Annotated in this window: 37 protein-coding genes; 36 read left to right on the plus strand and 1 reads right to left on the minus strand. The window is 68.4% G+C overall.

Annotation, left to right across the window (positions count from 1 at the left end; translation table 11 throughout):
* The first annotated feature begins 48 nt into the window (after window positions 1-48).
* The 21 genes from RHODO2019_RS10870 (at window position 49) to RHODO2019_RS10975 (ending at window position 15,113) form a co-directional block, all read left to right on the plus strand.
* The gene (locus tag RHODO2019_RS10870; RefSeq protein WP_265381818.1) at window positions 49-1,104 is read left to right on the plus strand and encodes a phage major capsid protein; all 1,056 of its coding nucleotides are present in this window, start codon (window positions 49-51) and stop codon (window positions 1,102-1,104) included.
* Window positions 1,105-1,179: 75 nt separating this feature from the next.
* Window positions 1,180-1,656 carry a hypothetical protein gene (locus tag RHODO2019_RS10875; RefSeq protein ID WP_265381819.1) on the plus strand — a complete coding sequence of 159 codons (477 nt, stop codon included), beginning with the start codon at window positions 1,180-1,182 and terminating at the stop codon, window positions 1,654-1,656.
* Entirely contained in the window at window positions 1,653-1,988 is a 336-nt protein-coding gene (locus RHODO2019_RS10880) for a hypothetical protein (RefSeq protein ID WP_265381820.1), read from the plus strand. The genes RHODO2019_RS10875 and RHODO2019_RS10880 overlap by 4 nt, the downstream gene beginning before the upstream one ends.
* Window positions 1,988-2,311 carry a DUF5403 family protein gene (locus RHODO2019_RS10885; protein WP_265384731.1) on the plus strand — a complete coding sequence of 108 codons (324 nt, stop codon included), beginning with the start codon at window positions 1,988-1,990 and terminating at the stop codon, window positions 2,309-2,311. The genes RHODO2019_RS10880 and RHODO2019_RS10885 overlap by 1 nt, the downstream gene beginning before the upstream one ends.
* A 37-nt stretch (window positions 2,312-2,348) precedes the next feature.
* Window positions 2,349-2,831: a hypothetical protein gene (locus RHODO2019_RS10890; RefSeq protein ID WP_265381821.1), complete on the plus strand. Its 483-nt coding sequence runs from the start codon at window positions 2,349-2,351 to the stop codon at window positions 2,829-2,831.
* A gap of 11 nt (window positions 2,832-2,842) precedes the next feature.
* On the plus strand, window positions 2,843-3,595 hold the full coding sequence (locus RHODO2019_RS10895) for a phage tail tube protein (protein ID WP_265381822.1): 753 nt from the start codon (window positions 2,843-2,845) through the stop codon (window positions 3,593-3,595).
* A gap of 129 nt (window positions 3,596-3,724) precedes the next feature.
* On the plus strand, window positions 3,725-4,084 hold the full coding sequence (locus RHODO2019_RS10900; protein ID WP_265381823.1) for a phage tail assembly protein: 360 nt from the start codon (window positions 3,725-3,727) through the stop codon (window positions 4,082-4,084).
* A 110-nt stretch (window positions 4,085-4,194) separates the two neighbouring features.
* The gene (locus RHODO2019_RS10905; protein WP_265381824.1) at window positions 4,195-4,452 is read left to right on the plus strand and encodes a hypothetical protein; all 258 of its coding nucleotides are present in this window, start codon (window positions 4,195-4,197) and stop codon (window positions 4,450-4,452) included.
* Window positions 4,453-4,454: 2 nt separating this feature from the next.
* A complete protein-coding gene (locus RHODO2019_RS10910; protein ID WP_265381825.1) occupies window positions 4,455-7,943 on the plus strand; it encodes a phage tail protein in 3,489 nt (1,162 codons plus the stop codon).
* Window positions 7,940-8,794, plus strand: coding sequence for a phage tail family protein (locus RHODO2019_RS10915; RefSeq protein WP_265381826.1), 855 nt, complete (start codon window positions 7,940-7,942; stop codon window positions 8,792-8,794). The genes RHODO2019_RS10910 and RHODO2019_RS10915 overlap by 4 nt, the downstream gene beginning before the upstream one ends.
* A 1-nt stretch (window position 8,795) precedes the next feature.
* Window positions 8,796-10,100 carry a siphovirus ReqiPepy6 Gp37-like family protein gene (locus RHODO2019_RS10920; RefSeq protein ID WP_265381827.1) on the plus strand — a complete coding sequence of 435 codons (1,305 nt, stop codon included), beginning with the start codon at window positions 8,796-8,798 and terminating at the stop codon, window positions 10,098-10,100.
* Window positions 10,101-10,409 carry a hypothetical protein gene (locus tag RHODO2019_RS10925; protein WP_265381828.1) on the plus strand — a complete coding sequence of 103 codons (309 nt, stop codon included), beginning with the start codon at window positions 10,101-10,103 and terminating at the stop codon, window positions 10,407-10,409.
* The gene (locus RHODO2019_RS10930; RefSeq protein WP_265381829.1) at window positions 10,409-10,750 is read left to right on the plus strand and encodes a hypothetical protein; all 342 of its coding nucleotides are present in this window, start codon (window positions 10,409-10,411) and stop codon (window positions 10,748-10,750) included. Before RHODO2019_RS10925 ends, RHODO2019_RS10930 begins: the two co-directional genes overlap by 1 nt.
* Before the next feature lie 12 nt (window positions 10,751-10,762).
* The gene (locus RHODO2019_RS10935; protein ID WP_265381830.1) at window positions 10,763-11,140 is read left to right on the plus strand and encodes a hypothetical protein; all 378 of its coding nucleotides are present in this window, start codon (window positions 10,763-10,765) and stop codon (window positions 11,138-11,140) included.
* A complete protein-coding gene (locus tag RHODO2019_RS10940) occupies window positions 11,134-11,352 on the plus strand; it encodes a hypothetical protein (protein WP_265381831.1) in 219 nt (72 codons plus the stop codon). The genes RHODO2019_RS10935 and RHODO2019_RS10940 overlap by 7 nt, the downstream gene beginning before the upstream one ends.
* Before the next feature lie 75 nt (window positions 11,353-11,427).
* On the plus strand, window positions 11,428-12,864 hold the full coding sequence (locus RHODO2019_RS10945; protein WP_265381832.1) for a tail fiber domain-containing protein: 1,437 nt from the start codon (window positions 11,428-11,430) through the stop codon (window positions 12,862-12,864).
* Window positions 12,861-13,355, plus strand: coding sequence for a hypothetical protein (locus tag RHODO2019_RS10950; protein WP_265381833.1), 495 nt, complete (start codon window positions 12,861-12,863; stop codon window positions 13,353-13,355). Before RHODO2019_RS10945 ends, RHODO2019_RS10950 begins: the two co-directional genes overlap by 4 nt.
* The gene (locus tag RHODO2019_RS10955; RefSeq protein WP_265381834.1) at window positions 13,343-13,759 is read left to right on the plus strand and encodes a hypothetical protein; all 417 of its coding nucleotides are present in this window, start codon (window positions 13,343-13,345) and stop codon (window positions 13,757-13,759) included. The genes RHODO2019_RS10950 and RHODO2019_RS10955 overlap by 13 nt, the downstream gene beginning before the upstream one ends.
* A 78-nt stretch (window positions 13,760-13,837) precedes the next feature.
* Window positions 13,838-14,680, plus strand: a complete 843-nt coding sequence (locus RHODO2019_RS19220; protein WP_290428869.1) for a peptidoglycan-binding domain-containing protein — start codon at window positions 13,838-13,840, stop codon at window positions 14,678-14,680.
* Window positions 14,677-14,811, plus strand: a complete 135-nt coding sequence (locus tag RHODO2019_RS10970; protein WP_265381835.1) for a hypothetical protein — start codon at window positions 14,677-14,679, stop codon at window positions 14,809-14,811. The genes RHODO2019_RS19220 and RHODO2019_RS10970 overlap by 4 nt, the downstream gene beginning before the upstream one ends.
* A 20-nt stretch (window positions 14,812-14,831) precedes the next feature.
* Window positions 14,832-15,113: a hypothetical protein gene (locus RHODO2019_RS10975; protein ID WP_265381836.1), complete on the plus strand. Its 282-nt coding sequence runs from the start codon at window positions 14,832-14,834 to the stop codon at window positions 15,111-15,113.
* A 73-nt stretch (window positions 15,114-15,186) separates the two neighbouring features.
* Here RHODO2019_RS10975 and RHODO2019_RS10980 read toward each other — a convergent pair whose 3' ends face one another.
* Complete coding sequence (locus tag RHODO2019_RS10980) at window positions 15,187-15,423, minus strand: hypothetical protein (protein ID WP_265381837.1); 237 nt, start codon at window positions 15,421-15,423, stop codon at window positions 15,187-15,189.
* Between the two features lie 121 nt (window positions 15,424-15,544).
* On the opposite strand from RHODO2019_RS10980, the gene RHODO2019_RS10985 reads away from it, so the two are divergent.
* The 15 genes from RHODO2019_RS10985 to RHODO2019_RS11055 all read left to right on the plus strand — a co-directional run bounded on the left by RHODO2019_RS10985 (window position 15,545) and on the right by RHODO2019_RS11055 (window position 23,396).
* Window positions 15,545-15,994, plus strand: a complete 450-nt coding sequence (locus tag RHODO2019_RS10985) for a hypothetical protein (RefSeq protein WP_265381838.1) — start codon at window positions 15,545-15,547, stop codon at window positions 15,992-15,994.
* A 275-nt stretch (window positions 15,995-16,269) separates the two neighbouring features.
* Window positions 16,270-16,623: a hypothetical protein gene (locus RHODO2019_RS10990; RefSeq protein ID WP_265381839.1), complete on the plus strand. Its 354-nt coding sequence runs from the start codon at window positions 16,270-16,272 to the stop codon at window positions 16,621-16,623.
* Window positions 16,620-17,522, plus strand: coding sequence for a PD-(D/E)XK nuclease family protein (locus tag RHODO2019_RS10995; protein ID WP_265381840.1), 903 nt, complete (start codon window positions 16,620-16,622; stop codon window positions 17,520-17,522). The genes RHODO2019_RS10990 and RHODO2019_RS10995 overlap by 4 nt, the downstream gene beginning before the upstream one ends.
* Before the next feature lie 40 nt (window positions 17,523-17,562).
* A complete protein-coding gene (locus RHODO2019_RS11000; RefSeq protein WP_265381841.1) occupies window positions 17,563-18,081 on the plus strand; it encodes a hypothetical protein in 519 nt (172 codons plus the stop codon).
* Window positions 18,078-18,344 (plus strand): hypothetical protein, encoded by a 267-nt coding sequence (locus RHODO2019_RS11005; RefSeq protein WP_265381842.1) that lies wholly within the window; start codon window positions 18,078-18,080, stop codon window positions 18,342-18,344. Before RHODO2019_RS11000 ends, RHODO2019_RS11005 begins: the two co-directional genes overlap by 4 nt.
* Window positions 18,345-18,357: 13 nt before the next feature.
* Window positions 18,358-18,555, plus strand: a complete 198-nt coding sequence (locus RHODO2019_RS11010; protein ID WP_265381843.1) for a hypothetical protein — start codon at window positions 18,358-18,360, stop codon at window positions 18,553-18,555.
* A 49-nt stretch (window positions 18,556-18,604) separates the two neighbouring features.
* On the plus strand, window positions 18,605-19,045 hold the full coding sequence (locus RHODO2019_RS11015) for a hypothetical protein (RefSeq protein WP_265381844.1): 441 nt from the start codon (window positions 18,605-18,607) through the stop codon (window positions 19,043-19,045).
* Window positions 19,046-19,119: 74 nt separating this feature from the next.
* The gene (locus RHODO2019_RS11020; RefSeq protein WP_265381845.1) at window positions 19,120-19,878 is read left to right on the plus strand and encodes an AAA family ATPase; all 759 of its coding nucleotides are present in this window, start codon (window positions 19,120-19,122) and stop codon (window positions 19,876-19,878) included.
* 15 nt (window positions 19,879-19,893) lie between these two features.
* The gene (locus RHODO2019_RS11025) at window positions 19,894-20,055 is read left to right on the plus strand and encodes a hypothetical protein (RefSeq protein ID WP_265381846.1); all 162 of its coding nucleotides are present in this window, start codon (window positions 19,894-19,896) and stop codon (window positions 20,053-20,055) included.
* A complete protein-coding gene (locus RHODO2019_RS11030) occupies window positions 20,052-20,597 on the plus strand; it encodes a RuvC family protein (RefSeq protein WP_265381847.1) in 546 nt (181 codons plus the stop codon). Before RHODO2019_RS11025 ends, RHODO2019_RS11030 begins: the two co-directional genes overlap by 4 nt.
* Window positions 20,594-20,983 (plus strand): CHC2 zinc finger domain-containing protein, encoded by a 390-nt coding sequence (locus RHODO2019_RS11035; RefSeq protein ID WP_265381848.1) that lies wholly within the window; start codon window positions 20,594-20,596, stop codon window positions 20,981-20,983. Before RHODO2019_RS11030 ends, RHODO2019_RS11035 begins: the two co-directional genes overlap by 4 nt.
* A complete protein-coding gene (locus RHODO2019_RS11040; RefSeq protein WP_265381849.1) occupies window positions 20,970-21,473 on the plus strand; it encodes a toprim domain-containing protein in 504 nt (167 codons plus the stop codon). Before RHODO2019_RS11035 ends, RHODO2019_RS11040 begins: the two co-directional genes overlap by 14 nt.
* Window positions 21,474-21,812, plus strand: a complete 339-nt coding sequence (locus RHODO2019_RS11045) for a hypothetical protein (RefSeq protein ID WP_265381850.1) — start codon at window positions 21,474-21,476, stop codon at window positions 21,810-21,812.
* Window positions 21,809-21,979 carry a hypothetical protein gene (locus RHODO2019_RS11050; RefSeq protein WP_265381851.1) on the plus strand — a complete coding sequence of 57 codons (171 nt, stop codon included), beginning with the start codon at window positions 21,809-21,811 and terminating at the stop codon, window positions 21,977-21,979. The genes RHODO2019_RS11045 and RHODO2019_RS11050 overlap by 4 nt, the downstream gene beginning before the upstream one ends.
* Before the next feature lie 235 nt (window positions 21,980-22,214).
* Complete coding sequence (locus RHODO2019_RS11055; protein ID WP_265381852.1) at window positions 22,215-23,396, plus strand: hypothetical protein; 1,182 nt, start codon at window positions 22,215-22,217, stop codon at window positions 23,394-23,396.
* Window position 23,397 lies beyond the last annotated feature (1 nt).

Here is a 23,397-nt window from a genome sequence, read left to right on the forward strand (position 1 = left end):
CACACCGGCCCGGGGGCTTCTTCGTACCCCAAGGAGGGTCATCCCCACATGGCACAGCACATGATCGTCAAGCCCGAGAAGCTCATCACGACTGCGGTCGGGATGCTGGAGCAGGAGCTGATCGTCCCCAACCTGTTCCAGAAGGAGTCGGTGGACGCCTACAAGGGCGCCCAGGACGACACCATCAACGTCAAGGTCGAGGGCGTCCTGCCGTTCCGCGAGTACGGGTGGCGCAACGACCGCTCCGCGCCCATCGTCTTCGATGAGCTGGCCGAGCGGAAGATCGCCGTCTCCTTCGGCGGCAACGTCTACAACGCGGTCCGCGTCACCGACGAGCAGTACGACTTCGACCTGGCCTCCTGGGCGCAGCTCCTGCGTCCGCAGGTGAAGGCCGTCGCTCGCGGCCTCTCCCGCCGGGCCGTCCGCACCATGGTCGACCAGGCGTACGAGGTCACCATCGGCAACGCCCAGGTCAACCTTCGCGGTGCGCTCATCGAGGCCCGCCGGGTGCTGAACAAGTTCCAGGTGCCGGGCGAGATGCGGACCCTGCTCGTGGGCTCCGACTTCGAGACCGCGCTGCTCAGCGACGACAAGCTCAACCTGGCCCAGAACGTGGGTGACAGCGCCGCCGAGTCCGCCCTGCGGACGGCCACCCTCGGCCAGCGGTACGGCTTCAACATCGTCGTCGACCAGACCATCCCCTCGGACGTGGCCTACGCGATGGTGGGCTCCGCCTTCATCTTCGCCTCCGGCGCCCCGAGCGTCCCGCAGTCCGTGCCCTTCGGTGCGACCCAGTCCTTCGAGGGCGTCGCGCTCCGCTGGATCAGGGACTACGACACCGCGACCATGCAGGACCGCTCGGTGGTCAACACCTACGCCGGCTTCCGCGAGGTCAAGGACCTCCTGGTCGGCTGGGACGAGACCAACCAGAAGGAGGTCATCTCGACCAGCGAGCACCTCGTGCGCGCGATCAAGCTGACCCTCGACGGCTCCAGCGACTACCCGGCCGCGACCAGCGACCTGGCCGTCATCACGGGCATCTCCGACGCCAGCGTGTGGACCCCGACCGCGCGAGCGCTGGAGACCGACCCGGCGAACGCCTGATCCACTCCGAGCGGGGCTGGTGTCTAAGTGACACTGGCCCCGCTCGGGCTCGATCCTTCTTCGACAGGAGCCCCCATGTACGACCCGCTCGCCTCGCTCGACGAGCTGACGGCGCGGCTGGACTGGAAGCTCGACGAGGACGAGATCGCGGCTGCTCCGGGCTACCTGGAGGAGGCCAGCGACCTCGCTCGCATGTACGGGTCCCCGTGGCCCGATCCAGACACCGCCCCCAGGCTGGTCAAGAGCCTGGTCATCGCCTCCGTTCGCCGCTTCATGCGAAACCCCGAGGGCTACACCCAGTCTCGTGCTGGTGATGAGACCCTCGCCTGGTCGGACCTCGGTCACGAGGCCGGCTCCATCTACTTCAACGAACGCGAGATCAAGCTCCTGAAGGGGCTCTCGAACCGCTCGACAATCACCACCGCACCGACCGTCGCCTGGGGTCCGGTCAAGCGTGGCAACCAGAACCTGTACGTCCCGGTCTCCTATGTGGGCGGCAAGTCGTTCCCGTTCCTCACCGATGACGGGGCCTCCAGCGGCGGCACCTGGTGAGCCGGCAGCGCAGGCGCGGGCAATACGTCTCCGTCTGGCGGACCGAGCTGTTCGCGGACCGACGCGGCAACGAGCAGATCCGCTCCGTGCCGGCGACCCCGCACTCCGTGCGCGCGGCCTTCATCCCCCAGCGGAGCTCCAAGGCCGAGGTGCCCGGCCAGCAGCAGATCAACGTCACTCGCATGATCGTGGACGCCACCCTGGAGGACGTCTCGCTCTGGTCCACCGTGGAGTGGAACGGCCACCTCTGGGACGTCGTGGCGCCGGCCCAGTTCCACTACGGCACGCGCCACACCCGGCACTGGTCCATCGACATCCGCGAGCGTCCGTGATGGCGCAGGTGTTCAAGTCGGTCAACGGCCGCAAGCTCACCAAGCTCATCGCGCTGCACGAGACGGTCCAGAAGCGCCTCGACACGATCGCCCTGGAGAAGGGCGTCCAGGCCCAGGCCAAGCTCGACGCGCACAAGGTGACGGGCGCAGCCCGCATCGACGTCGAGCAGGGCCGGGTGGACCGCTACGTCGTGCTCAACGACGAGCGCGGCCTGAGCGCCGCCCTGTCCATCGAGTACGGCCGAGACGCCGACTCGGAAGGCAGGGGCGCCATGCGCGGCCTCTACATCCTCCACGACACCTTCGGCCTGAGAGGTAGGTGATCCCCTGAACACCTCTGGAGTCGACCTTCCCGCGAGCGTGCTCGAACTGGTCGAGAACGGCCCCGTCGAGGACATCCTGCTGGCTGTCCTCCGTGAGGGCCTGCCCGACATCGAGGTGGTCTCGCTCATCGCTGACGCTCCGCCACCCACCTTCATCCTCGTCCGCCGGCTGCCCGGCCTGGGCGACTGGAGCGGCGACCCGCGCTTCACCGACTTCGGCCGGTTCTTCGTGAACACGTTCACCGCCGACCCGGACGGAGACGAGAAGGGGGCGCTGCTCTCCGAGGCTGCCCGTGTGGTGCTCCGCAACGCCTGGCTGGCTCACCGGAGCTACCCCGGGCTCGGCTCCATCACGAGCATCCGCATGGCTATCGAGCCGAGCCGGCGGACGGACTGGGCAACCAGCTCCGGCCCCGTGCAGTACGCGGACCTCCCGACTGGCTTCTGGCGCTACGACACGCAGTACCAGATCAAGGTGCGCCGGCCCTTTCACTCCCCGCTCCTCACCCCTCCAACCTGATCGGAGACCCTGTGCTCAACGACAACGCCGTGCTCGCCATCGACACCGGCACCTACCTCACCGCCCCCACCGGGACGGCCCTGCCGACCAACCTGCTCGCCCCCGCGACCCCGTGGGACCAGGTGGGGCACACCTCGCTGGACAACGTGTTCAGCCTCAGCTCCGAGGGCGGCGAGGCCACCATCCTCGGCACCCTCCAGAACAAGTCCCTGCGGACCCGCTACAGCGCGCGCAGCGAGACGATGGGCTTCACCCTCCAGCAGTTCGACAAGGAGGGCCTGAAGCTGTTCTACGGCTCCAACGCCCCCGAGCTGGCGGACGGCACCCTGGGCGTCCCCACCGACCCCAAGCCGACCATTGCGGCCTTCCTGGTCGTGTTCGTTGACGGCGAGCACCAGTTCGCCTTCTACGCCCCCAAGGCTGAGATCTACCGGGGTGACGACATGAGCCTGAGCGACACCGAGTCGCTGGCTGGCCTGCCCCTCGCCGTCAAGCCGATGGCCCTGGGCACCAACAAGTGGACGTACGCGGTCACCCCGCTCGCGTCCGTGGCATCCGGCATCAAGGCCCTGAGCGCCACCGCTGGCGCGCCCGGCACCTACCAGCCCTCCAACGCTGACGCGCCGGCCAACCTGACCGCGCTCCAGACCGACGTCACTGCCTCGCCCACGACCGCGTGGACCACGGGCCAGTTCGTCAACCTGGCGGACGCTTCGTTCGCCTACTGGACCGGCACTGCCTGGACCTCGGGCAAGAAGGCGTAACCCCTACTCCCGACGTGTGCATGTGTGGCGGACCCCGTGCACACGTCGGGGCTCCACCTCCCGTGGAGCTAGCTCGACCCGAGTCCGCCGCCCCCCATACACCACACCTACACAGGAGGTCCGCCCCTCATGTCCAACTTCACGCTCGACAACATCCGCGCCGCCGCAGACGCCAAGTACGCCTCCACCTCCATCGAGGTGTCGGAGAGCGACACCGTCGTGCTGCTCAACCCGCTCCGGCTCACCAAGGAGCGCCGCGCCGCGCTGTCCGCCATCCAGACCGAGATGTCCGGCGACGACGACGAGGACGCGGCCGAGGTCGACCAGGTCGACGCCTTCCAGCGCTCCATCCGCTGCGTGGCCGACTCCAAGCGCGGCGCTGAGCTGCTCATCACGGCCATCGGCGACGACCTGGCGACCCTGGCCGAGGTGTTCGAGACCTACGGCTCGGAGACCCAGGTGGGGGAAGCCTCCGCCTCTGCGAGCTGATCGACGAGCTGGGTGAGGGCCTCGTCCCCGACCTGCGCTTCTACTACGGCGTCGACATCGCCGATGTGATCGCAGGCCGGGGGCCGTGCCCCTCCTTCGTCCTCAGTTATGTGCAGAGGCTCCCCGACGACTCGCTCACCACCGCACTGCGGATGGGCGGTCGAGACCACTTCCAGTGGGGCTTGGACCGGCACCTCCTCGCGTCGTTCTACGACGCCCAGAACCTCAACACCAAGGCCACCGGCCAGTGGAAGAAGGGCAAGGCCCCGGACTTCCCGGCGTGGCCCCGCCCTGACACCACCTCCGAGCGCGGCGAGAAGAAGCGCGTCTCGGTCAAGGACATCTACGCCAAGTTCGCCAGGAGGTAGCAGTGCCCGGTTCAGCAATCATCGGGCGGGTCGCAGTCAAGGTTCTGCCCGACACCACGGACTTCCGCAAGGACGCCGAGCGCAAGCTCACCGTGCTGGAGAGGCAGCTCCAACCCGTCAAGGTCCCCACCAAGATCGACATGAGCGGAGCCTCCAAGGAGTTCCTGGAGGAGCTGCGGAAGATCAACGCGCGCAACCGTGCGCTCGACTCCCGCAAGATCCGCTTCCAGACCAAGATCTCCACGGACGGTATGCGCGACGAGATCGTCAAGGCGCGCCGCAAGCTGGAGACGCTCGCACAGCAGCAGAAGATCAAGTTCGCAGTCGACATCGCCTCCATCGAGACCAACAGCGCGGTCGACGTCAAGCTGGAGATCACCAAGGCGTCCGAGGAGGAGTTCAAGAAGCGCCTCGACCACGTCATCTCCAAGAACTCCCCCCAGGAGATCGAGGTCAAGCTCGACCTGCGGAACCGCTCTGTGCTCGCCACCGAGGCCGCGCTCGCGGCCCTCACCCGGCGCCGCACCGTGAACGTGAAGCCGCTCATCGACAAGAAGGCGCTCGCCTCGGTCGTCACCGCGCTCGCCGCCCTGTCGGGCGCCCGGGTGCTGAACAACTGGCTGAGCGCCGCGAAGGACTTCGGCCGGAACCTGGACAAGACGGTGCCCAAGATCGCCGCGATGTCCTCCGGGCTGCTCGGGCTGGGCGCCCTGCTGCTCACCTCGGTCTCGAACGTCGCGGCCTTCGGTGGCGGTCTCGCTGCCATCGGCGGGATCGCGCTCGCCCTGCCCGGCCTGTTCGCCGGCATCGGCATCGGCGTCGGCGTGATGGTCGCGGTGTTCAAGGACTTCAACAAGGTCCTTCCCGAGGTCAAGGGCAAGCTCGCCGACCTCCAGGACCGCATGAGTGCGGAGTTCTGGAAGGGCGCCGAGGGGCCGATCCGCAACATGATCGACTCCCTGCTGCCCAAGTTCTCGGACGGGCTCGCCAGCACCAGCTCGGCCATGGGGCTGTTCTTCGCCAACCTCTCCGACTCCATGACGAAGGCCCTCGGGCCTCGCCTGGCGGGGATGTTCTCCAGCCTGACCCAGAGCATCAACATCGCAGCCGGCGGCACGGACGTCTTCGCGGGCGTCATGGCGAAGCTGGGCACGGTCGGCGCGAGCTACCTGCCCCGGCTGGCCCAGTACGTCAACGACGTCGCCTCCCGCTTCGACACCTGGCTCGGGGCCACCGAGGGCGACTCCCGACTCACCGGCTTCATCGACCAGGGCATCCAGGCGCTCAACGACCTGGCCGGCGTCATCTTCCAGCTCGGCCGGATCTTCGGCGGCGTCTTCAAGGCTGCGGAGGCAGCCGGCGGCTCCACTCTGGGCATCCTCCGGGACACGCTCCAGAGCGTCGCCGACGTCGTCAACAGCCCCGCCTTCCAGGCCGGCCTCGTGGGCGTCTTCACCGCCGCGCACGTCGCCATGGGCAACATCGCCAACATCTCCGGCCCGGCGGTCAAGGATCTGTTCCTCACCATCGGCAAGCTGCTGGAGACGCTGCTCCCGATCGTGGGCACGGTGCTCGGCACGCTGGCTGAGGGCATCGCTACGGCCCTCGCGCAGCCCGAGGTGGGCAACGGCCTCATCGTCATGTTCCAGGGCATCCAGAACGCCGTCACGGCCCTGCTGCCGGCCTTCGGCCCGCTCGGGCTCGCCATCGGTGCACTGGCCCCGGTCATCGGCATGATCGCCCAGGTTCTCGGCCCCATGCTGGCGACCTTCTTCACGATCCTCTCCGACGTGGTGGTGCAGCTCGCATCGCCCATCCAGGCGCTCGTGCAGGTGCTCGGCGGGGCGCTCAACCAGGTGCTCACCGCCCTGGCCCCGGTCATCTCTCAGGTGGTCGGCGCGTTCGTCTCGCTGCTGGAGGGGGGTGTGATCCCGGCCGTCATCACGGCGGTCAACACCCTGGTCCCGGTCATCGAGCTGCTGGCCCCGATCATCGGGGACCTGCTCGTCACGGCCATCACCTCGCTCACTCCGATCCTGCCGGCGCTGGTCGCGGCGTTCGTCCCGCTCATCACGATCCTGGCTCAGGCAGCGGCAGAGATCCTGCCCCAGCTCGCCCCGCTGTTCCCGATCCTGGCTGACGCCATCACCCGGGTGCTCGTGGCGGTCACTCCGCTCATCGCGCCGCTGACCACGCTGCTCACCTCGATCATCCTGCCGCTCATCCCGGTGGTCATCACCCTGGCGACCAGCATCGCTAGCGTCCTGGCGACGGCCTTCGAGAAGCTCGTGCCGGTCCTCATGCCGATCGTCGCCGCGCTCCAGGAACTCTGGAACGTGGTCGGTCCGATCCTCATTCCGATCCTCCAGTTCCTCGCCCAGGTGCTCATCGACACGGTGATGACGGCCATCAACGGCGTCATCAACGTCGTCAACGGCGTGGTGTCGATCTTCAAGGGGCTCATCGACTTCGTCGTCGGCGTCTTCACGGGCGACTGGGAGCGAGCCTGGAACGGCATCAAGGAGTTCTTCTCCGGCCTCTGGGACCTCATCGTCGGCATCATCCAGCTCGCCATGACAGTCGGCGTGCTCGGTGTCGTCAAGAAGGGCCTCACGCTCATCAAGGGCCTCTGGAAGGGCGGCTGGGACGCGGTCAAGGCCGTCTTCACGACCGTCTGGGACGACATCGTGTCGGCCTTCGGCCGGTACATGAGCACCATCAAGGCGGCGCCCGGCCAGGCCCTGTCGGCGCTGAAGACGCTGTTCTACGACGCCTGGACCGCCATCTCCACCGGCCTGCGGATCGTCTGGGACGAGATCATCGCCTTCTTCTCCGGCTACATCTCCTCGGTCGTCGGCTTCGTCACCTCGCTCCCGGGCAGGTTCCGCTCCGGGCTGAGCGGTCTGCGCTCGTCGCTCGGCGGCACCATCCGGTCCGCCTGGGACGACGCGGTCGCTGCGGTTCAGCTCGGCGTGGAGGCAGCGGTCAACTTCGTCCGCAGCCTGCCCAGCAAGGCAGCCTCGGCACTGAGCAACCTGAGCGGCGCCCTCACTGGCGCCGGCCGAGCCCTGATCCAGGGCTTCATCAACGGCATCAAGGGGATGTTCGGCTCCGTCGCCGGAACCCTCAGCGACCTCACCTCCAAGCTCACGAGCTGGAAGGGGCCGTACGAGCTGGACCGGGTGCTCCTGGAGCCCACTGGTGCACTCATCATCAACGGCTTCATCAACGGCCTGGAGTCGCGCTACGACGCGGTCCGCAAGTCCCTGGGTGGTCTCACCTCGGACATCGGCAACACCGACATCGCAGTGCCGAACGTGAACGGCCTCAGCGCCGCTCGGGCTCGCGCGATGGCTTCTGTCAACGGCTCGCTCGCCCCTGCGGGGGCGGGCAGCTCCCGCACGCTCAACTACTACGCGGCGCAGAACAGCTCCCTCGCTGAGGAGGATCTGTTCGCCGCCGCCGGTAGGGCAAGGATGGTGAGCTGGTGAGGCTTCAGCTAGAGAGCGCGACCGACGTGCTCAGCCTGGACGGCATCAACAAGGACGGCTACGGGGTGCAGGCCCTGCCCGGCGCGACTGGGCTCGGCCTGCCCCCCGTCCAGGGGCAGTGGCTGGAGGGGGCCGGCGACGGCGCGGTCTACCGCGGCAAGCGCAACCTCTCCCGCACGATCGACCTGCCCTTCGCCATCCAGGCACGCGACCGCCTCGACCTCCAGGCGTGGCTCCGGCGCCTGTCGCTCATGCTCGCCCAGCCGTGCACGCTGCGGCTGGTCGAGGACGACAACAGCTCCTGGTTCACCGAGGTTGTCCGGGTAGGCGGTGGGGACTACAGCTACGGCGACGACACGATCGGCGAGGACGAGTTCTACTCCGTCATCACCTTCCAGGCGGGCGACCCGTTCTGGACCAGCTCGGAGACGAGCCGGAAGACGGTCGGCGGGGACGGCGGCACACGCGGCCTGCTCCCCCGCCTGAGCGCCCTCCAGGTGTCCGCCTCGCAGGCCATCGGCGACGTCACCTTCGAGAACCCAGGGGACGCGCCGGCCTACCCGCTGTGGGCCGTCCACGGCCCCGGCAACAGCTTCGAGGCCATCTCCCCCAGCGGGGATCGCCTGGCCTGGATGGGCACCGTTGCCGTGGGCGAGTCCGTCTTCTTCGACACCCGCAGGGGGACCGTCTACGACCAGCTCGGCGTGAACCGCTACAGCGGGCTCATGCCGGCGCCCCGGTTCTGGTCGGTCCCCCCGGGCACCACCACGGCATCGGTCGCACTCCTCGACACCAACGCGGAGTCGCAGGTCGTCGTGACCTGGCGCCCCCGACGATGGATGGTGGTGTGAGGTGGAGCTGTCCGACATCACGGTGGAGGTCCGAGACAAGGCGCTCCGGCGCCACGGGCTCGTCCGCCCCGAGGAGCTGATCCTGAAGCTCACGGGCTCCCACAACAACATCGGCACCTGGGAGCTTCAGCTCTCCAGCGAGCACCCGCTCACGCCGATCCTGCGGACCCCGGGCAGTGGCATCGTCGTCACTGCCCTGGGGGACGTCCTCATGTCCGGCCCGACCACCACGCCCAAGTTCACCGCCTCGTCCTCGGACCCCGAGGGCACGGTGAGCTTCTCGGGCGTGAGCGACTCGATCATCCTGGCCGACTACCTGTCCTGGCCCGAGCCGAGCAACGTCGACCCGACCGCGCAGACCCTCGCCCACGACGTCCGCGAGGGCGCGGCCGAGACCCTCATGCACGCCTACGTCAACGCGAACTGCGGGCCTGGAGCTCCGCCCGCGCGCCGCAAGGCCCAGCTCGTCATGGGCACCGATGGGCAGCGCGGGCCGACCATCAAGAAGTCCCCGCGCTTCCCTGTGCTGGGCAACCTGCTCAACGAGATCGCCACGCTCGGCGAGCTGGGCTTCCAGATCGTCCAGCGCGGCGAGCAGCTCGTCTTCGAGACCTTCGGGCTGCGCGACCAGGCCCTCGACGTCCGCCTGGACGTCCGCGCCGGCACGCTCGCCTCGCAGATGGTGGCCCTCACGGCTCCCGGTGCGACCCAGGTGATCGTGGCCGGCCAGGGCGACCTCGTCGACCGGCAGTTCTACGCAGCCACCACGCCCGAGGCCACCGAGGCTGAGGTCGCGTGGGGCCGGCGCATCGAGCGCTTCCTGGACCAGCGCCAGACCGACGACCCGACCGAGCACAAGCAGGCAGCCGACGAGCTGCTCTCCAAGGAGGGCTTCACGGGCGTCTCCGTCCAGGTGGTCCCCACCGACGACGCCACCATGCGCTACGGCATCGACTGGGCCATGGGAGACATCGCCTCGGTGGTCGTGGACGGTGGCGAGGAGCAAGCGGTCGTCACGGGCTTCGTGCTCGCCGTCGACTCGGCCGGCGTCCGCCTGGGCGCCGTGCTCGGAGACTCCTCCGAGTTCACCCGCGAGTCCGCGCTCACCGCCCGCCTCTCCGACGTGGAGAAGCGCACGAGCGCCCTGGAGCGCAACGCCGAGAACACCACCGGCGTCCCAGCCGTCGTCACGGCTGCCATCACCAACGCGGCGGCCACGGCTGCGGCTTCCACCACCGACGCACGAGCTGAAGCTGCTGCGGCAGTAGACGACCTCGCCGTCCTGACCTTCATGGGGGTGTACTAGATGCCCAGCTCTCCCACCGCCTTCGTCCGCGAGAACCTCGTGGTGAACGCGACCAAGTCACGCACCGTGCCCTCGGGCGCCAAGTGGATCATCACCAACGTCGTGCTCAGCGCCACCGGGACCACGGCCGCAACCGTCACCGTGCTCATCGACGGGGTCGCGCTCATCCCGGGGGTCAGCATCCCGGCCCTGGGCATGTTCACCCTCGACTGCACCCAGGTGGTCTACGCCCAGTCGTCGGTCGAGGTCCGCAACGGCGCCAACGGCGCGGTCAGCGCCCACGTCAGTGGAGTGGAGGTGACCCCCTAATGGGCGTCTCCTTCGCGGGCGGCTCCGACATCGGGTGGCAGATCCCGACCCTGCTCAACGGCTGGGTGCCCTACGGCTTCGGCTACGTCGGGCCGCGCTTCCGCAAGCTCTCGAACGGCCAGGTGGAGCTCCAGGGCCTCGCCCGAGGTACCACGATCAACACCACGCTGTTCGTACTCCCGGTCGGCTACCGCCCGAGCGACAGGCTGCTCATCCCAGCCCTGTGCGACCCCAACAACGCAGCTCGCATCGACATCCTGAACAACGGCGAAGTCTCCATGCAAGGTGGCGCCGGCATCGAGTACCTCACCATCGCCCACACCTTCTACCCCGACCAGTGAGGAGGCCCGAGCATGGGAGCTTCGCTCTACATCCCGTCGCTGTTCCCCGCGCCTGACGCGAGCTGGATCGGCCTTACCCCGCAGAACGGCTGGTCCGCCTACGGGCAGGGCTTCCCACCGCCGCAGGCCATGCGGTCTGCCGGCGTCGTGCACCTTCGCGGCCTGCTAGCCGGCACCACCGCAGGCGCCAGCACCGAGGTCGTCATGTTCACCCTGCCGCCGGGCTACTGGCCCGACATCGCAGACAACACGCAGATCCACCTAGCGGCGAACTCGAACAACCAGCACGGCTCGATCGGCGTCTACGGAAACGGGACGGTCCACTTCAAGGTCGGTAGCCCCCTGTGGTTCTCCCTCGACGGGGTCAGCTTCGGAGCTGGCCGATGGTGACGCCGCTCAGGCCGACCGGCTGGGAGCTGACCGATGACGGCATGATCGTCGGCAACTTCCAGGAAGCCTGCCCGGACGACCACGAGAACCCCGCCGCCTTCGTGCCCGAGCGCACCTTCCGTGTCGTGCTGAAGGCCGTCTCTGCCAAGGCGAGTCGCATCAGGGGCAAGCCGGTGGTCCTCATCCCCCCTACGCCCTCAGCGCCCCTGTAGCGCCCGCTCCCCCTCTCTCGAGCCCCTCGTGCCCCAGCGGTGCGGGGGGCTCCTCCATGCCCACAGGAAGGCCACATGGCACCCACCAGCTTCCCCTTCGACAACCAGGACGTGACCGAGGCGCAGTACGCCGCGCTGTTCAGCGAGTTCCAGGACAGCGGCGTCGCCGACAGCTCGGACAGCTCCTCGCTGAAGGTCGGCGCCGACAGCTCCGGCATGAAGGTCACCGCCCAGGCCGGCTTCGCCGTGCTCCGCGGCTTCGGCTACAACAACGACGCCGTCCAGACCCTGACCATCGCCGCTGCCGGGTCCGCCTCGCGCACCGACCGCGTCATCCTCCGACTCAACCCCGCCATCAACACGATCGAACTCGCGGTGCTGAAGGGCTCCTCCGACCAGTCCGCCCCGGCCCTCACGCAGACGAACACGGGCATCTACGAGATCGCCCTGGCTACCGTTGCCGTCGCGGTCGGCGCCGTCACCATCTCGGACGCTGCGGTCATCGACTCCCGCACCTTCACCTCCAGCAGGGTCGGCACCTGGTCAACCCTGACCCGCCCCCTGTCTCCCCGCAAGGGCCAGCTCGGGCTCAACACCACCACGAGCCGCTGGGAGTACCACAACGGCGGGGAGTGGGCCGACCTCGCCCCCACGGTCACCTGGACCAACATCCAGGGCAAGCCGGTGAGCTTCCCCCCCGCAGCGCACGCGCACGACTGGAACTCCATCGAGAGCAAGCCGTCGAGCTTCCTGCCCGCGTCGCACAAGCACCCCATCGCCGACGTCACCAGCCTCCAGGGCGACCTCGACGGCAAGGCCCAGGCCACCCACAACCACGACGGGGCCTACGCCTCCAAGGCGGGCCGCTGGGGTGCCGGCTACGTCAACACCGGCACCAGCAACGAGCTGAGCCTGAGCTGGCGCGGCAGCTACCTGGAGGTGAACGTCGACTCCACCTTCTTCCGCCTGGCCGTCTTCGCCGACATCCAGTGGCTCGACAACAAGAAGGCCGAGTGGACCCACGGCCACACCTTCGCCAACAACGCCGACTGGGCCACCAACTCCGGCACCTCCAACCGATCCAACGGCTCGGACCGGGTGCGCGGGTCCACCCCCGCCGGCTCGGGCTGGTACTCGGTGTGGGTGGACGGCAACAACGACTTCTGCCACAACACCAGCTCGCGCCGGTACAAGGAGAACATCGAGGACTTCGGCATCGAGCCCTCGGACGTGCTCGCCATGCGCCCGGTGGTCTACGACCGCAAGCCCACGACCCGCGCGGACGGCACCATCCAGGAGGGCCAGAAGAACGAGGTCGGCCTCATCGCTGAGGAGGTCGCTGAGCACGCGAAGTGGCTGGTCCAGTACAACGAGCACGGCGAGGTCGAGTCCCTGCGCTACGACCTGCTCGGCGTCGCCCTGCTCCCCGTGGTGCAGGCCCAGGCCCGCCAGCTCACCGAGCAGCAGGCCCAGATCGACAGGCTCTACGAGCTGCTCGGCGAGGACAAGTGAGCCCCGCCCAGCGAGCCGTCAGGGCCGTCAAGGGCGACTGGGCACCCGGCGGCAAGGGCTGGATCATCCCGCTCATCATCCAGCTCGCCATCGTCGAGGTCGCCACCGTCCGGGGCTTCGACTACGCCCTGGGCTCGTCCGACGCCGTCCAGCGGCTCGGCCGCGTCGAACGGTCCATGGACCTGGAGCTCTGGGGCCTGGCCTTCCTGGCGGCCGTGGTGCTCATCGTCTTCGGCATGGTCGGGCGCTTCTACGACCCGCAGATCGCCGGCCACCTGGTCCTCGCCGGCCTCTACGGCGGGATCGGCTGGGGCCTCATGTTCGACCTCCAGGGCAACTTCCTGCTCGACGGCATCCGCACCGGCAACGGCCTGCTCGTGGCCGGCGTCATCTTCCACGGCGCCTACGCCTTCGGCACGGCCTCCCAGAAGCGGAGGAAGAAGCTCGCGGCTGAGAAGGCCCGTCTGGGGGTGGGGTTGTGGATGACCTGAGCTTCCTCGGGGAGGCCGTCAAGAACCCGGTCGTCGTCGTCGTCGTCATCGTCGTCGTCCTCTCCAGCTTCATCTCCGAGCGCGCCGCGAAGATCGCTGGCCCTGTCGGTGCCCTCGGGCGCTGGTGGGGCGAGCGGCAGCTCCGGCGGATGGAACGAGAGCAGGCCATCGAGGAGGCGCGCCGCAGGGGCGAGAGCGCCCAGGTAGCCCACCTCACCGCTGAGGTCCGCGGGCTCACCGCGGAGGTACGACGCCTCGCTGACGTGGTCGACACCCGGGAGTCCCTGCTCGTCGAGTGGGACCTCTGGGCCTTCGACGCGGCCCGCATCGCAGCGGCCAACGGGGTGGCTCTGCCTCCCCCGCCGCGAGGCCGTCGACTCCTACCCATCCCCCCATCGCCCTAGCTCCACCACCCCACCCCACCCCCAAGGCCCTGTCTCCCCACAAGGAGGCGGGGCCTTCTGCATGTCTGGAGAACCCACATGACCTGGCGCACTGCTTACGCCCTCGACGACTTCCGCAACGAGACCAACGCGCGCTGGCCCGGCCGGTCCAAGGCCAGCGACGGCACCATCGGCGACGCCCGCCACCAGGCCGAGAGCACGTCGGACCACAACCCCTTCGTCGTCGTCGGCGGTCGCGGGGTCGTGCGCGCTATGGACGTCACCGCCGATGGCATCGACGCCGCCTGGCTCGCCGAGCACATGCGCCAGCTCGGCGCGGCCGGCGACCCCCGCCTGCGTGACCGGGGCTACGTCATCTTCAACCGTCGCATCACCACCTCGGACTTCTCCGGGTGGAAGGCGTACTACGGCAGCAACCCGCACATCAAGCACATCCACGTCAGCTTCGGCCGGACCGCCTTCGACAACCGTGGGGGCTGGAACATCTCCAGCGCGCCGCAGGCGTCCCACGTCGCGCACGCCTCGCTCACCATCGCCGGCCCCGCCGTCTCGCAGGCGCTCGCCAAGGACCAGTGGAACCTCACCGACACGGGCTTCCCCACCGCCAACGATGGCGTCGACGGCCCGTCCACCCAAGCAGCCGCACGAGCCTTCCAGTCCGCCGCCGGCCTCACCGTGGACGGCATCGTCGGCCCGGCCACCCGCGCCGCGCTGCGGAAGGTCCCGCCGATCAGCCAGATGAACGCCCGGTCCGTGCAGCGCTCCCTCGCGGTGGACCACGGCTGGCGCGTCGAGGTCGACGGGGTGTGGGGTCCGCACTCGAAGTCGATCCTGCGGCAGTTCCAGGCGGAGAAGGGCCTGGTCGTGGACGGCGTCTTCGGCCCGGCGACGTGGACCGCCCTGTTCACCCGCTCCCGGTGACCGCCCTCGCCGTCTTCGCCGCCGCCGCCTCCGGGCTGGCGGTGTTCGCGTGGGGCTACACGCGCGAGTGGCAGAACCTCGCGCCCCGGCCCCGCTCGCTCGAAGCGCAGCTCCTCGACGAGAAGTCCTGACCCCAACCTGAAGGAGATCCGTGAACCTCACCTCCCGTGAGCCGCTCGCCATCCGAGCAGCCATCACCGCGGCCATCACCGGCCTCATCCACGTCCTCGTGGTGACCGGGGTGCTCGGCATCGACGCCGACTCCGAGGGCGCCATCGCTGGCGCTGTCGACGTGGTCGGCGCCCTGGTGCTCACCCTCTGGTCCCGGGCCAGCGTCACGCCCGTCGCCACACTCCCCCCGGACGTGGACGAGCCGCGCAACCCGGACGCCATCCCAGCCTCCGAGTTGATCGCCCGGTACGGCTCCGAGTAGCACCCTCTGACACGAGGAACGCCCCGCTGGCCCTAGTGGCTGGCGGGGCGCTCTCGTGCGCTCACAGGGCCTCTCAGCCCTTCTTCTTCTCGATGTCCTCCAGCGTCGTCACCCGTGCCGCACTCCGGGTGTTGCGGCGCTTGGGCGTTACACCGCTGGCCCGCACCTGCTCGAACAGCACCTCGATCGGCTCAGCGTGTTCGGTGCACAGGTCCACCGAGATCATCTTGCCCTGCTTGGTCATCCGGTACGAGGTTGCCTCCCGGTCCCTGTCCTTGCACACGTCACACACCATCACGTTCAGCTTCACAGCACTCCCTCACAGTTGGACTGCACCTACCATAGATCACGTCTTGACAGACCGCGGCGGCGTTGTCACACTTTCACAGACCATCAGGGTGATGGAGGCAAGAGACCAAGGAGTGATTGCGATGCCTGCCAGCAAGATCGTGAACGAGCAAGAGGTGGTGCGCTGGTTCGAGGAGGGGCGCACCTACCGCTGGATGGTGGAGGAGTACCGCCGCAAGTACGACATCGAGACGGTGGTGTCCATGTGGTCCAACTTCAGGCGACGTCGGGGCCTGGATGTCCGCATCATCCGCGACGTCGCGCTGATCCCCTGGGCGGTGAAGGCCGAGCACCGCTGGCTGTACCCGGTGCAGATGCTCCGCCACGAGGGCCGGCGCCGAGCCGGAGCTGAGCTGCGCGAGGCTGACGACGTCCGCCTGGACGCCTGGATCGCCAACCTGGCCAAGGAGAACCTGGTCGTGCACTACGACCCGGACACCGAGGAGGGCTTCTTCTACATCCCCCGCGAGGCCCGGGACACCGACATCATCCGCGAACCCAAGGTGAGAACCGGGAGGGCCACATCGGAGTGAAGATCAACTTGCCTGCCGTGTCCACGCCGTGCTAGAGGGTTTCCGCCACATGCATCTTGCACACCCTAACGATCCGATCACGGAGCACCCTTACTCCAGAGTAACCACTGGATGAGGGTGCTTTTTGTTGCCCACGGCAGGTAACGTCCACCCCAAGGCGCCCAGGGATGGGGACGCGCCGTAGACAGTCCAGGTGGTGCACCAGTTGCACACAAGGTAGAAGCGTGGTCTACTGGTGGCTCGGCCACACTCACACACCTGGAGGTCCACTGCCTATGCTCGAAGCACGCAAGCACCCCACGCTCGGCAACCCCGATCACCCCTACCCGTACGTCCCCGGCGTCAACTTCGACGACGTGGAGCACTCCACCAGCTTGTGCATCGACGAGGCCGAGTTCGACTTCCACCTGGACGCCCACTCCTGGGCACAGCCGCTGGTCTTGACCCAGGTGCTCATGGAGGCCCACCAGCGGGGCTACGAGCTGGTCCCCGACTACGAGGACCCGGGCGAGCTGTTGGACAACGGCATGTGGCGCCGCTACCTGGTGCCCATCGAGCCGGTCAACGACATGGGCACCGCCGACCACGGTCTGGCCGGCGTCGCCGGCACCTTCGGATGCCTCCAGTGAGCGTCACCGAGCTGGGCGCCATCACGGTGCCCGCCAGGCTGAGCTACAGCTCGCTGAACAGCTACGCCGAGTGCGGCGAGCGCTGGAAGCTGGAGAAGGGCTATGGCCTGAACAAGGCCACCTGGTTCGCCACCGTCGCCGGCTCAGCCATCCACACCATCACCGAGCAGATCGACATGGTCGAGGTCGGAGCCTTCATCGGCCCCATCCCCACCTTCCAGCAGATGTTCGACCACCTGCTCGCCATCGAGAAGCGCAACGACGTCCTGGTCAAGCCCTCGGGCAAGAAGCAGAAGACGGTCACCATCAACGGCGGTCCCGACAAGAAGGACTACGACTGGTGGCTGGAGTTCGGTCCGCTCGCGCTGGAGCAGTGGGAGACCTGGAAGCAGTCGTCCAACTGGACCCTCGCGGTCATGCCGGACGGCTCCCCCGGCGTCGAGGTCGTGCTCCGGCAGCAGATGGCCGGCGAGAACCACCTGGGCTTCATCGACCGGGTGTACATCACCCCGCAGGGCCAGGCGGTCATCGTCGACCTGAAGAACGGGGCGGTGCCCACCTCCCCCGCGCAGCTCGGTACCTACCGGGTCGGCCTGCTCCGCGAGTTCGGCATCGACGCCCAGTGGGGCGCCTACTGGATGAGCAAGGACGGCGAGCTGACCGGGCTGAAGGACCTGACGATGTACACCGAGGAGTACATCGACTCCCAGTACGCCCAGGCATGGCGCGGCATCCGCGCTGGCGTCTTCCTGCCCCACGTCACCGGCATGTGCGTGGGCTGCGGCGTCAAGGACTACTGCCGCGCCGTGGGTGGCTCGAAGTCCCACGACGTGCCGGTCAACCCCGACATCGTCCTCCGCGAGGCGGACGGAGTTGCATCTTCCGCCCCGAGTGTGTAACTTGCACATCGAACCAAGAACACGAACGAGAGGAGCACGCATGAGCGACACCACGACCACCGACTTGCCCCGCGCACTCGGAGTCACCATCAAGTACGGCAAGGGCTACGAGGAGACCTGGGCCAACTTCACCGGCTCGCTGGAGCAGATCCGCGAGAACCTCATCTCCTACTTCGGCCTGGAGAGTGCAAGTGTGGCTGAGATGACCATGCACGAGCTGGTCTCGGATGTCACCTCCATGGCCCACGGCAGCCAGCACGTCATCCGCGCGCTCGGCGGCACCTTCGCTGGAGCCAAGGACGCGCCGGACACCACCACCGCTGCGGCGCCCGCCGAGGGCACCGACCCCTGGGGCGAGGGCGACAAGTCCTCCGAGGTTCAGTGGCCGAACAGCACGCCGGTCGAGGAGAACCCCGCCCTCGTGCTCATCCGCAACGCCACGGACGTGCCGACGCTCCAGCGTGTGTGGGCTGAGAACCAGCAGGCGTTCACCGACGCCGCCGTCTCCGCTGCCTACAAGGCCCGGGGCAAGGCGCTCACCGAGGCGGCAGCCGCGTGAGCCTCGCCGTCCCCGGCCTGCCGTCCGACGTGGAGGCCACCTTCAACGAGGCCCAGGCTCTGCGCGAGTACGCGCTGGCCCAGATCGCCGCCAGCGTCGCCGACCTGAAGCTCGCCGCCGACATGGTGGCCGGACTGATCGAGCCCGCCCTGCGGTGCGCCGAGGCGCTCAGCGAGTTCGTCGACATCTTCGACGCCGAGGCCGCAGCCATCCACCACGAGGCGGGGCTGGCCGGCCGGCTCATCCCCTACCTCGACAACTGAGAGGGGTCCTCACATGCCCGCACTGCCCGTCCTGCTGTTCCTCGTCTTCCTGGTCCTGAAGCTCACCGACGTCATCGCCTGGGGCTGGCTCTGGGTCACCTCGCCGCTCTGGATCTCCGGCGCGCTCGGGCTCGTCATCTTCCTGGTCGCCCTGGTGGTGACCATCGGCACCGCCGGCAAGGCGATGTCCCGCAGCTTCCACCAGTTCTGAGCTACCGCAACACCTTCCACATAACAACTACAGAGCGGAGATCACTCACATGGCATTGAACTTCAAGGACATCCCCACGCAGGGCGGCGGCTGGTTCAAGCCGGACACGGACAAGGTCGAGTTCGCCGGCTTCCTCGTGGAGGTGCACGAGTGGGAGCGCCAGCGCCCCACCCAGCACGGACCCAAGGACTCGGCCCTCTGCGACATCACGATGTTCGCCACCATGGAGGAGCTGGAGGCCGGCGAGCCGACCGAGGTGCTGAAGGGCACCCGCGTCGAGAACTCGATCCTGGCCCGGGACCTGGAGTCGGTGAAGGGCGGCGCCACCATCGTCACCCTCGCGCAGATCCCCCCGTCCAAGCCCGGCCGGCACCCCGCGTGGGTCTGGCGCCAGGCGTCGAACATGGTCAAGGGCAAGGTCATGGCCTACGGCGAGAAGCGCGAGGCTGCGGTCACCGAGGCCATGGCTGACGCTCCGAGCTTCGACTGATCGGGGGCGTGTAGATGCTGACCCCCTCACGGTCGCTCAGCCTGCACGCCGAGTCCGGTCGTGAACTCCCCCGGGTGCCTGCCTTCGTCGACCTGTACAAGGCCGGATGCAGGCCCCGTCACGGGGAGGTCGTCATGGTCGCCGGACGGAGCGGCACGCAGAAGTCGGGCTTCGCCCTGTTCTGGGTGGCCCAGATGAACCTCCCCTCGCTGTACTTCTCCGCCGACATGAGTGCCTTCACGGCGTCGTCGCGGCTGGCCTCGATGGAGACCGGCGACACGACCGAGGAGTTAGAGGCGGGGATGGCCTCCGGGGGCGAGCACCGCGAGCGCTACCTCCAGGCTCTCAACGGCTCCAACATCACCTTCTCCTTCGGCAGCCCGATCTCGTGGCGGCAGATCGACGAGGAGATGGAGGCGTACGTCGAGCTGTGGGACTGCTACCCCGAGGTGATCGTCTTCGACAACCTCATGGACTTCGACGGTGCCGAGTCGGACTACACCGCGCAGATGGAGGTCATGTCGAACGTGACCGAGCTGGCCCGAGCTACCGGGGCCACGGTGATCCTCCTGCACCACGCGAGCGACAAGAGCTGGGAGGCCAAGGCCGACCCTTGGGCTCCCCCCTCGCGCGACCAGATCAAGGGCGGGCTCAGCGAGAAGCCTGAGCTGTCCCTGTCGGTCGCGCTGGACCCGATGAGCCTGGACTACCGGGTGGCCGTGGTGAAGCAGCGCATGGGGCCGTCAGACCCCACCGCGCGCAGCTACACGACCATGCGGTGCGAGCCCAGCAGGACGCGGTTCCACCCGTACGTGCTGTACCCGCGCAACTAGAGAGGAGTGTGCAAGTTGGACAAGGAACAGAAGGCGCAGGCCGCGCTCGACTACTTCGACTACCTGACCGAGGACATCGAGGGCATGGACGTCGCTGCGGTGTCCCCCGACGACGCGACCGAGGAGGAGCTGGACGAGATCGCCGGCTTGGTGCGCTGGGCGACGGTGCGGGTGTGACCCGGGTGATCGGGCTGGACCTGTCGCTCACCTCGACGGGCATCGCCTACGCCTCGAAGGCGGACGGGCTGATCGACACCGCCGCCGTGAAGACGCTCGGCCGCAAGGGCGACACCCTCACCGACCGGGCGCACCGGCTCGGCACCATCGTCGGCCACCTGGCCGAGGGCATGGCCGGGTTCAAGCCCGACCTGCTCGTGGTGGAGAACCCGAGCTACGGCAGCCAGCACGGTGCCCAGCACGACCGCTCCGGGCTCTGGTGGCAGGCAGTGCAGGCCGCGCTCCGCGTCTGTCCCGTCGCCACGGTGGCGCCCACGGCTCGTGCCAAGTACGGCGCCGGCAAGGGCAACGCCGACAAGAAGACGGTGCACGCGGCGGTCAAGGAGAGGTACGCCGGAGAGGGCCTGCCGATCAAGACGAACGACGAGGCCGACGCCGTGATCCTCGCGGCCATGGGTGCCCGGCACCTGGGCTTCGCCTTCGACGTCGGACTGCCCGACGCTCACCTGGAGGCCATGGCGAAGGTGGCCTGGCCGGCATGAGCGAGGAGGAGAGGCCGGACCTGGGGGCACTGCTCGACCACTACGACGTGCAGCGCACAGACCGCGCAGTGCAGATGGTCCAGTGCCCTCTCCATGAAGACCGCACCCCCTCGTGCTCCGTGCACCTGGAGAAGGGGCTGTGGAACTGCAAGAGCTGTGGCGAGGGCGGAGATCCCTACACGCTCATCGAGCTGAAGGAGGAGACCAACTTTGTCGGAGCACGAACCATTGCAGCCACTCTCGGACTCGCAACGGGAGTCGATGGAGGAGGCGGTGTCGAGCTATCAGGCAGCGCTTACGCATCCCGCCGCCGCGTATCTGCGCGCAAGGGGTCTGGACCGCGCGACGGCGGCTACGTTCCGGCTTGGAAGCGTGGTCGATCCTGAGCCAGGCCACGAGCGGTTCCGGGGCTTCCTCGCCCTGCCCTACCTGGGCAAGGACGGCCAGGCCCTGAGCCAGCGCTTCCGCTGCATCCAGGAGCACGACCACCGCGCCTTCGGGCACGGGAAGTACATGAGCATGACCGACGAGCCGTCGAGGGTGTTCAACATCCGAGGCATCCACCAGGCGGACTCGACGATCAGCGTCACCGAGGGCGAGTTCGACGCCATCACGCTGAGCATGGCCGGCCTGCCGGCCGTCGCCATCCCGGGAGCTACGGGCTGGCGCAGCCACCACCGCCGGATGCTCGCCGGCTTCAACCGCGTCTTCGTCTGGGGCGACCCCGACGACGCAGGCGCGGACTTCGTCCGCAAGGTCACGCAGTCCCTGCGCTCTGCCAAGGGCGTCCGACTGCGCGACGGCGACGTGAACGAGACCTATCTCGCGGGCGGGGCTGAGGCCCTGCACGCGCTCATCGACGAGGGGAGTGTGTAAGTGAGACTGCATGACATCTTGGACGCCGTCAGGGACGAGCGCCAGAACCAGGACGACGAGTGGGGCGTCCAGAACCACCCGAGCACGGGCAGCTCCACCCCGGGCCAGCGGGTCGACGACTACGGCCGGCTGGCCGACTGCTACAAGGAGGTCAACACCGACCTCGTGAAGGCGGGCCGGCTGGGCTGGGACACCATCCTGCTGGAGGAGGTCTACGAGGCTCTCGCCGAGCACGACCCGCAGCGCCGGGTGGACGAGCTGATCCAGGTCGCGGCTGTGGCCCTGGCCGAGGTCGACATGCTCATGCGCCAGGACTTCGGCATCGAGCTGCCCGAGTGATCCGGGTCGAGTTCAACGCCTACGACATCCGCGAGTACCACGGCACCGGCTTCGAGCTGCTGGAGAACGGGACGGTCGTCATCGTCCGGGCCGAGCGGCTGAAGCCGACCGAGACCGTGGTGACCATCGGCGCCGGCCAGTGGAAGACGATCGAGGTCGTGGAGTGAGCGGGGCTGAGAGCGCCTCTGCCGTACTCCCCCTCCCCGTACTCCCGGGCGCACCCGGGGAGCGGCTCAGGGCCACATGGAGCGCGCTGAGCGGCACGGAGAAGGCCGCACTGCACCCGCACCTGGTGGGGACAACCAGCGCTGAGTGGATCGCGCTCGTCCTGACCGAGCACGGGCACCGGATCTCGGCATCGAGCATCCGCAACTACCGCCGCTCGACGAAGGGAGCGACCACATGAGCGACCTGAGCAAGGAGCTGCTGGCGAAGCCGGTAGGGCCGGTCGTGACCGCCCGCAGCCGTCCCGAGGAGGACGCCTTCACCCGCAAGATCGAGGTGAAGGGCAACGTGGCCGAGGTCGTGGTCCGAGGTGCCGAGTCCGACGTGGACGAAGACGCAGCGACCACCTTCCTGCGCGAGCGCGGCGAGGACCCGGACCTCTGGGTGCCGACCGGCTTCCGGTCGAGCGAGTGGACGATGGCGAACGGCGAGACCGGCGTGAGCACGCGCTTCAGCTTCGCCCGAGCGGCGCACGCCGCGGAGTCGGTGCGACCGCCCCTCGACGAGCTGCTGGCCGAGCTGGAGCTCCACATCCCGGTGGCTGAGCGCCCCCGAGGCGACCACGGCTTCATCGTGGCCCTGGGCGACATGCAGTTCGGCAAGATCGACGGCGACGGTGTGGAGGGCACGCTCGCCCGCACCATCGGCTGCCTGGACCGGGCGGCGGACGTGCTGAAGCACTACCGCTCCCGCTTCGACATCGGCCACGTCCACATCGCCTGGCTCGGTGACCACATCGAGGGCTTCGTCTCCCAGGGCGGGGCGAACGTCTGGCGCACGCCGCTGACGCTCAACGAGCAGATCCGGCTCACCCGCCGCGTGATGCTCTACGCGCTCCGGCTGTTCGCCGACGCGGCCACGACCGTGACCATGGCGGCGGTGCCCGGCAACCACGGTGAGCCCCAGCGCTTCTCAGGCAAGGGTCTCACCCGCTACGACGACAGCCACGACACCGAGTCCCTCATCGCGGTCGCCGACGCTGTCGAGCTGGCGCCCGAGGCGTTCGGCCACGTCGGCTTCTTCGTGCCCGACACCGACGAGATGACCGTCGTGCTCGACGTGGCCGGCACTCGCGTGGCCCACGCCCACGGGCACCAGTGGAAGCCAGGCAAGCACTTCGACTGGTGGAAGGGCCAGGCGTTCGGCTCCAGCCAGCTCACCCACGCCGACCTGCTGCTCGCCGGTCACCTGCACCACGAGAACGTCGACAGCGACGGGCGCCGGCTGTTCGTGCAGCCCCCGGCCATGGAGAGCGAGAGCACCTGGTGGCGCCACTCGACCGGCACAGGGGGCAACCCCGGCCTGGTCGTCGCCATCACCAAGGACGGACAGACCTCCCCGCTGGAGGTCGTCCGATGAC

The organism is Rhodococcus antarcticus (genome assembly GCF_026153295.1).
Lineage (GTDB): Bacteria > Actinomycetota > Actinomycetes > Mycobacteriales > Mycobacteriaceae > Rhodococcus_D > Rhodococcus_D antarcticus.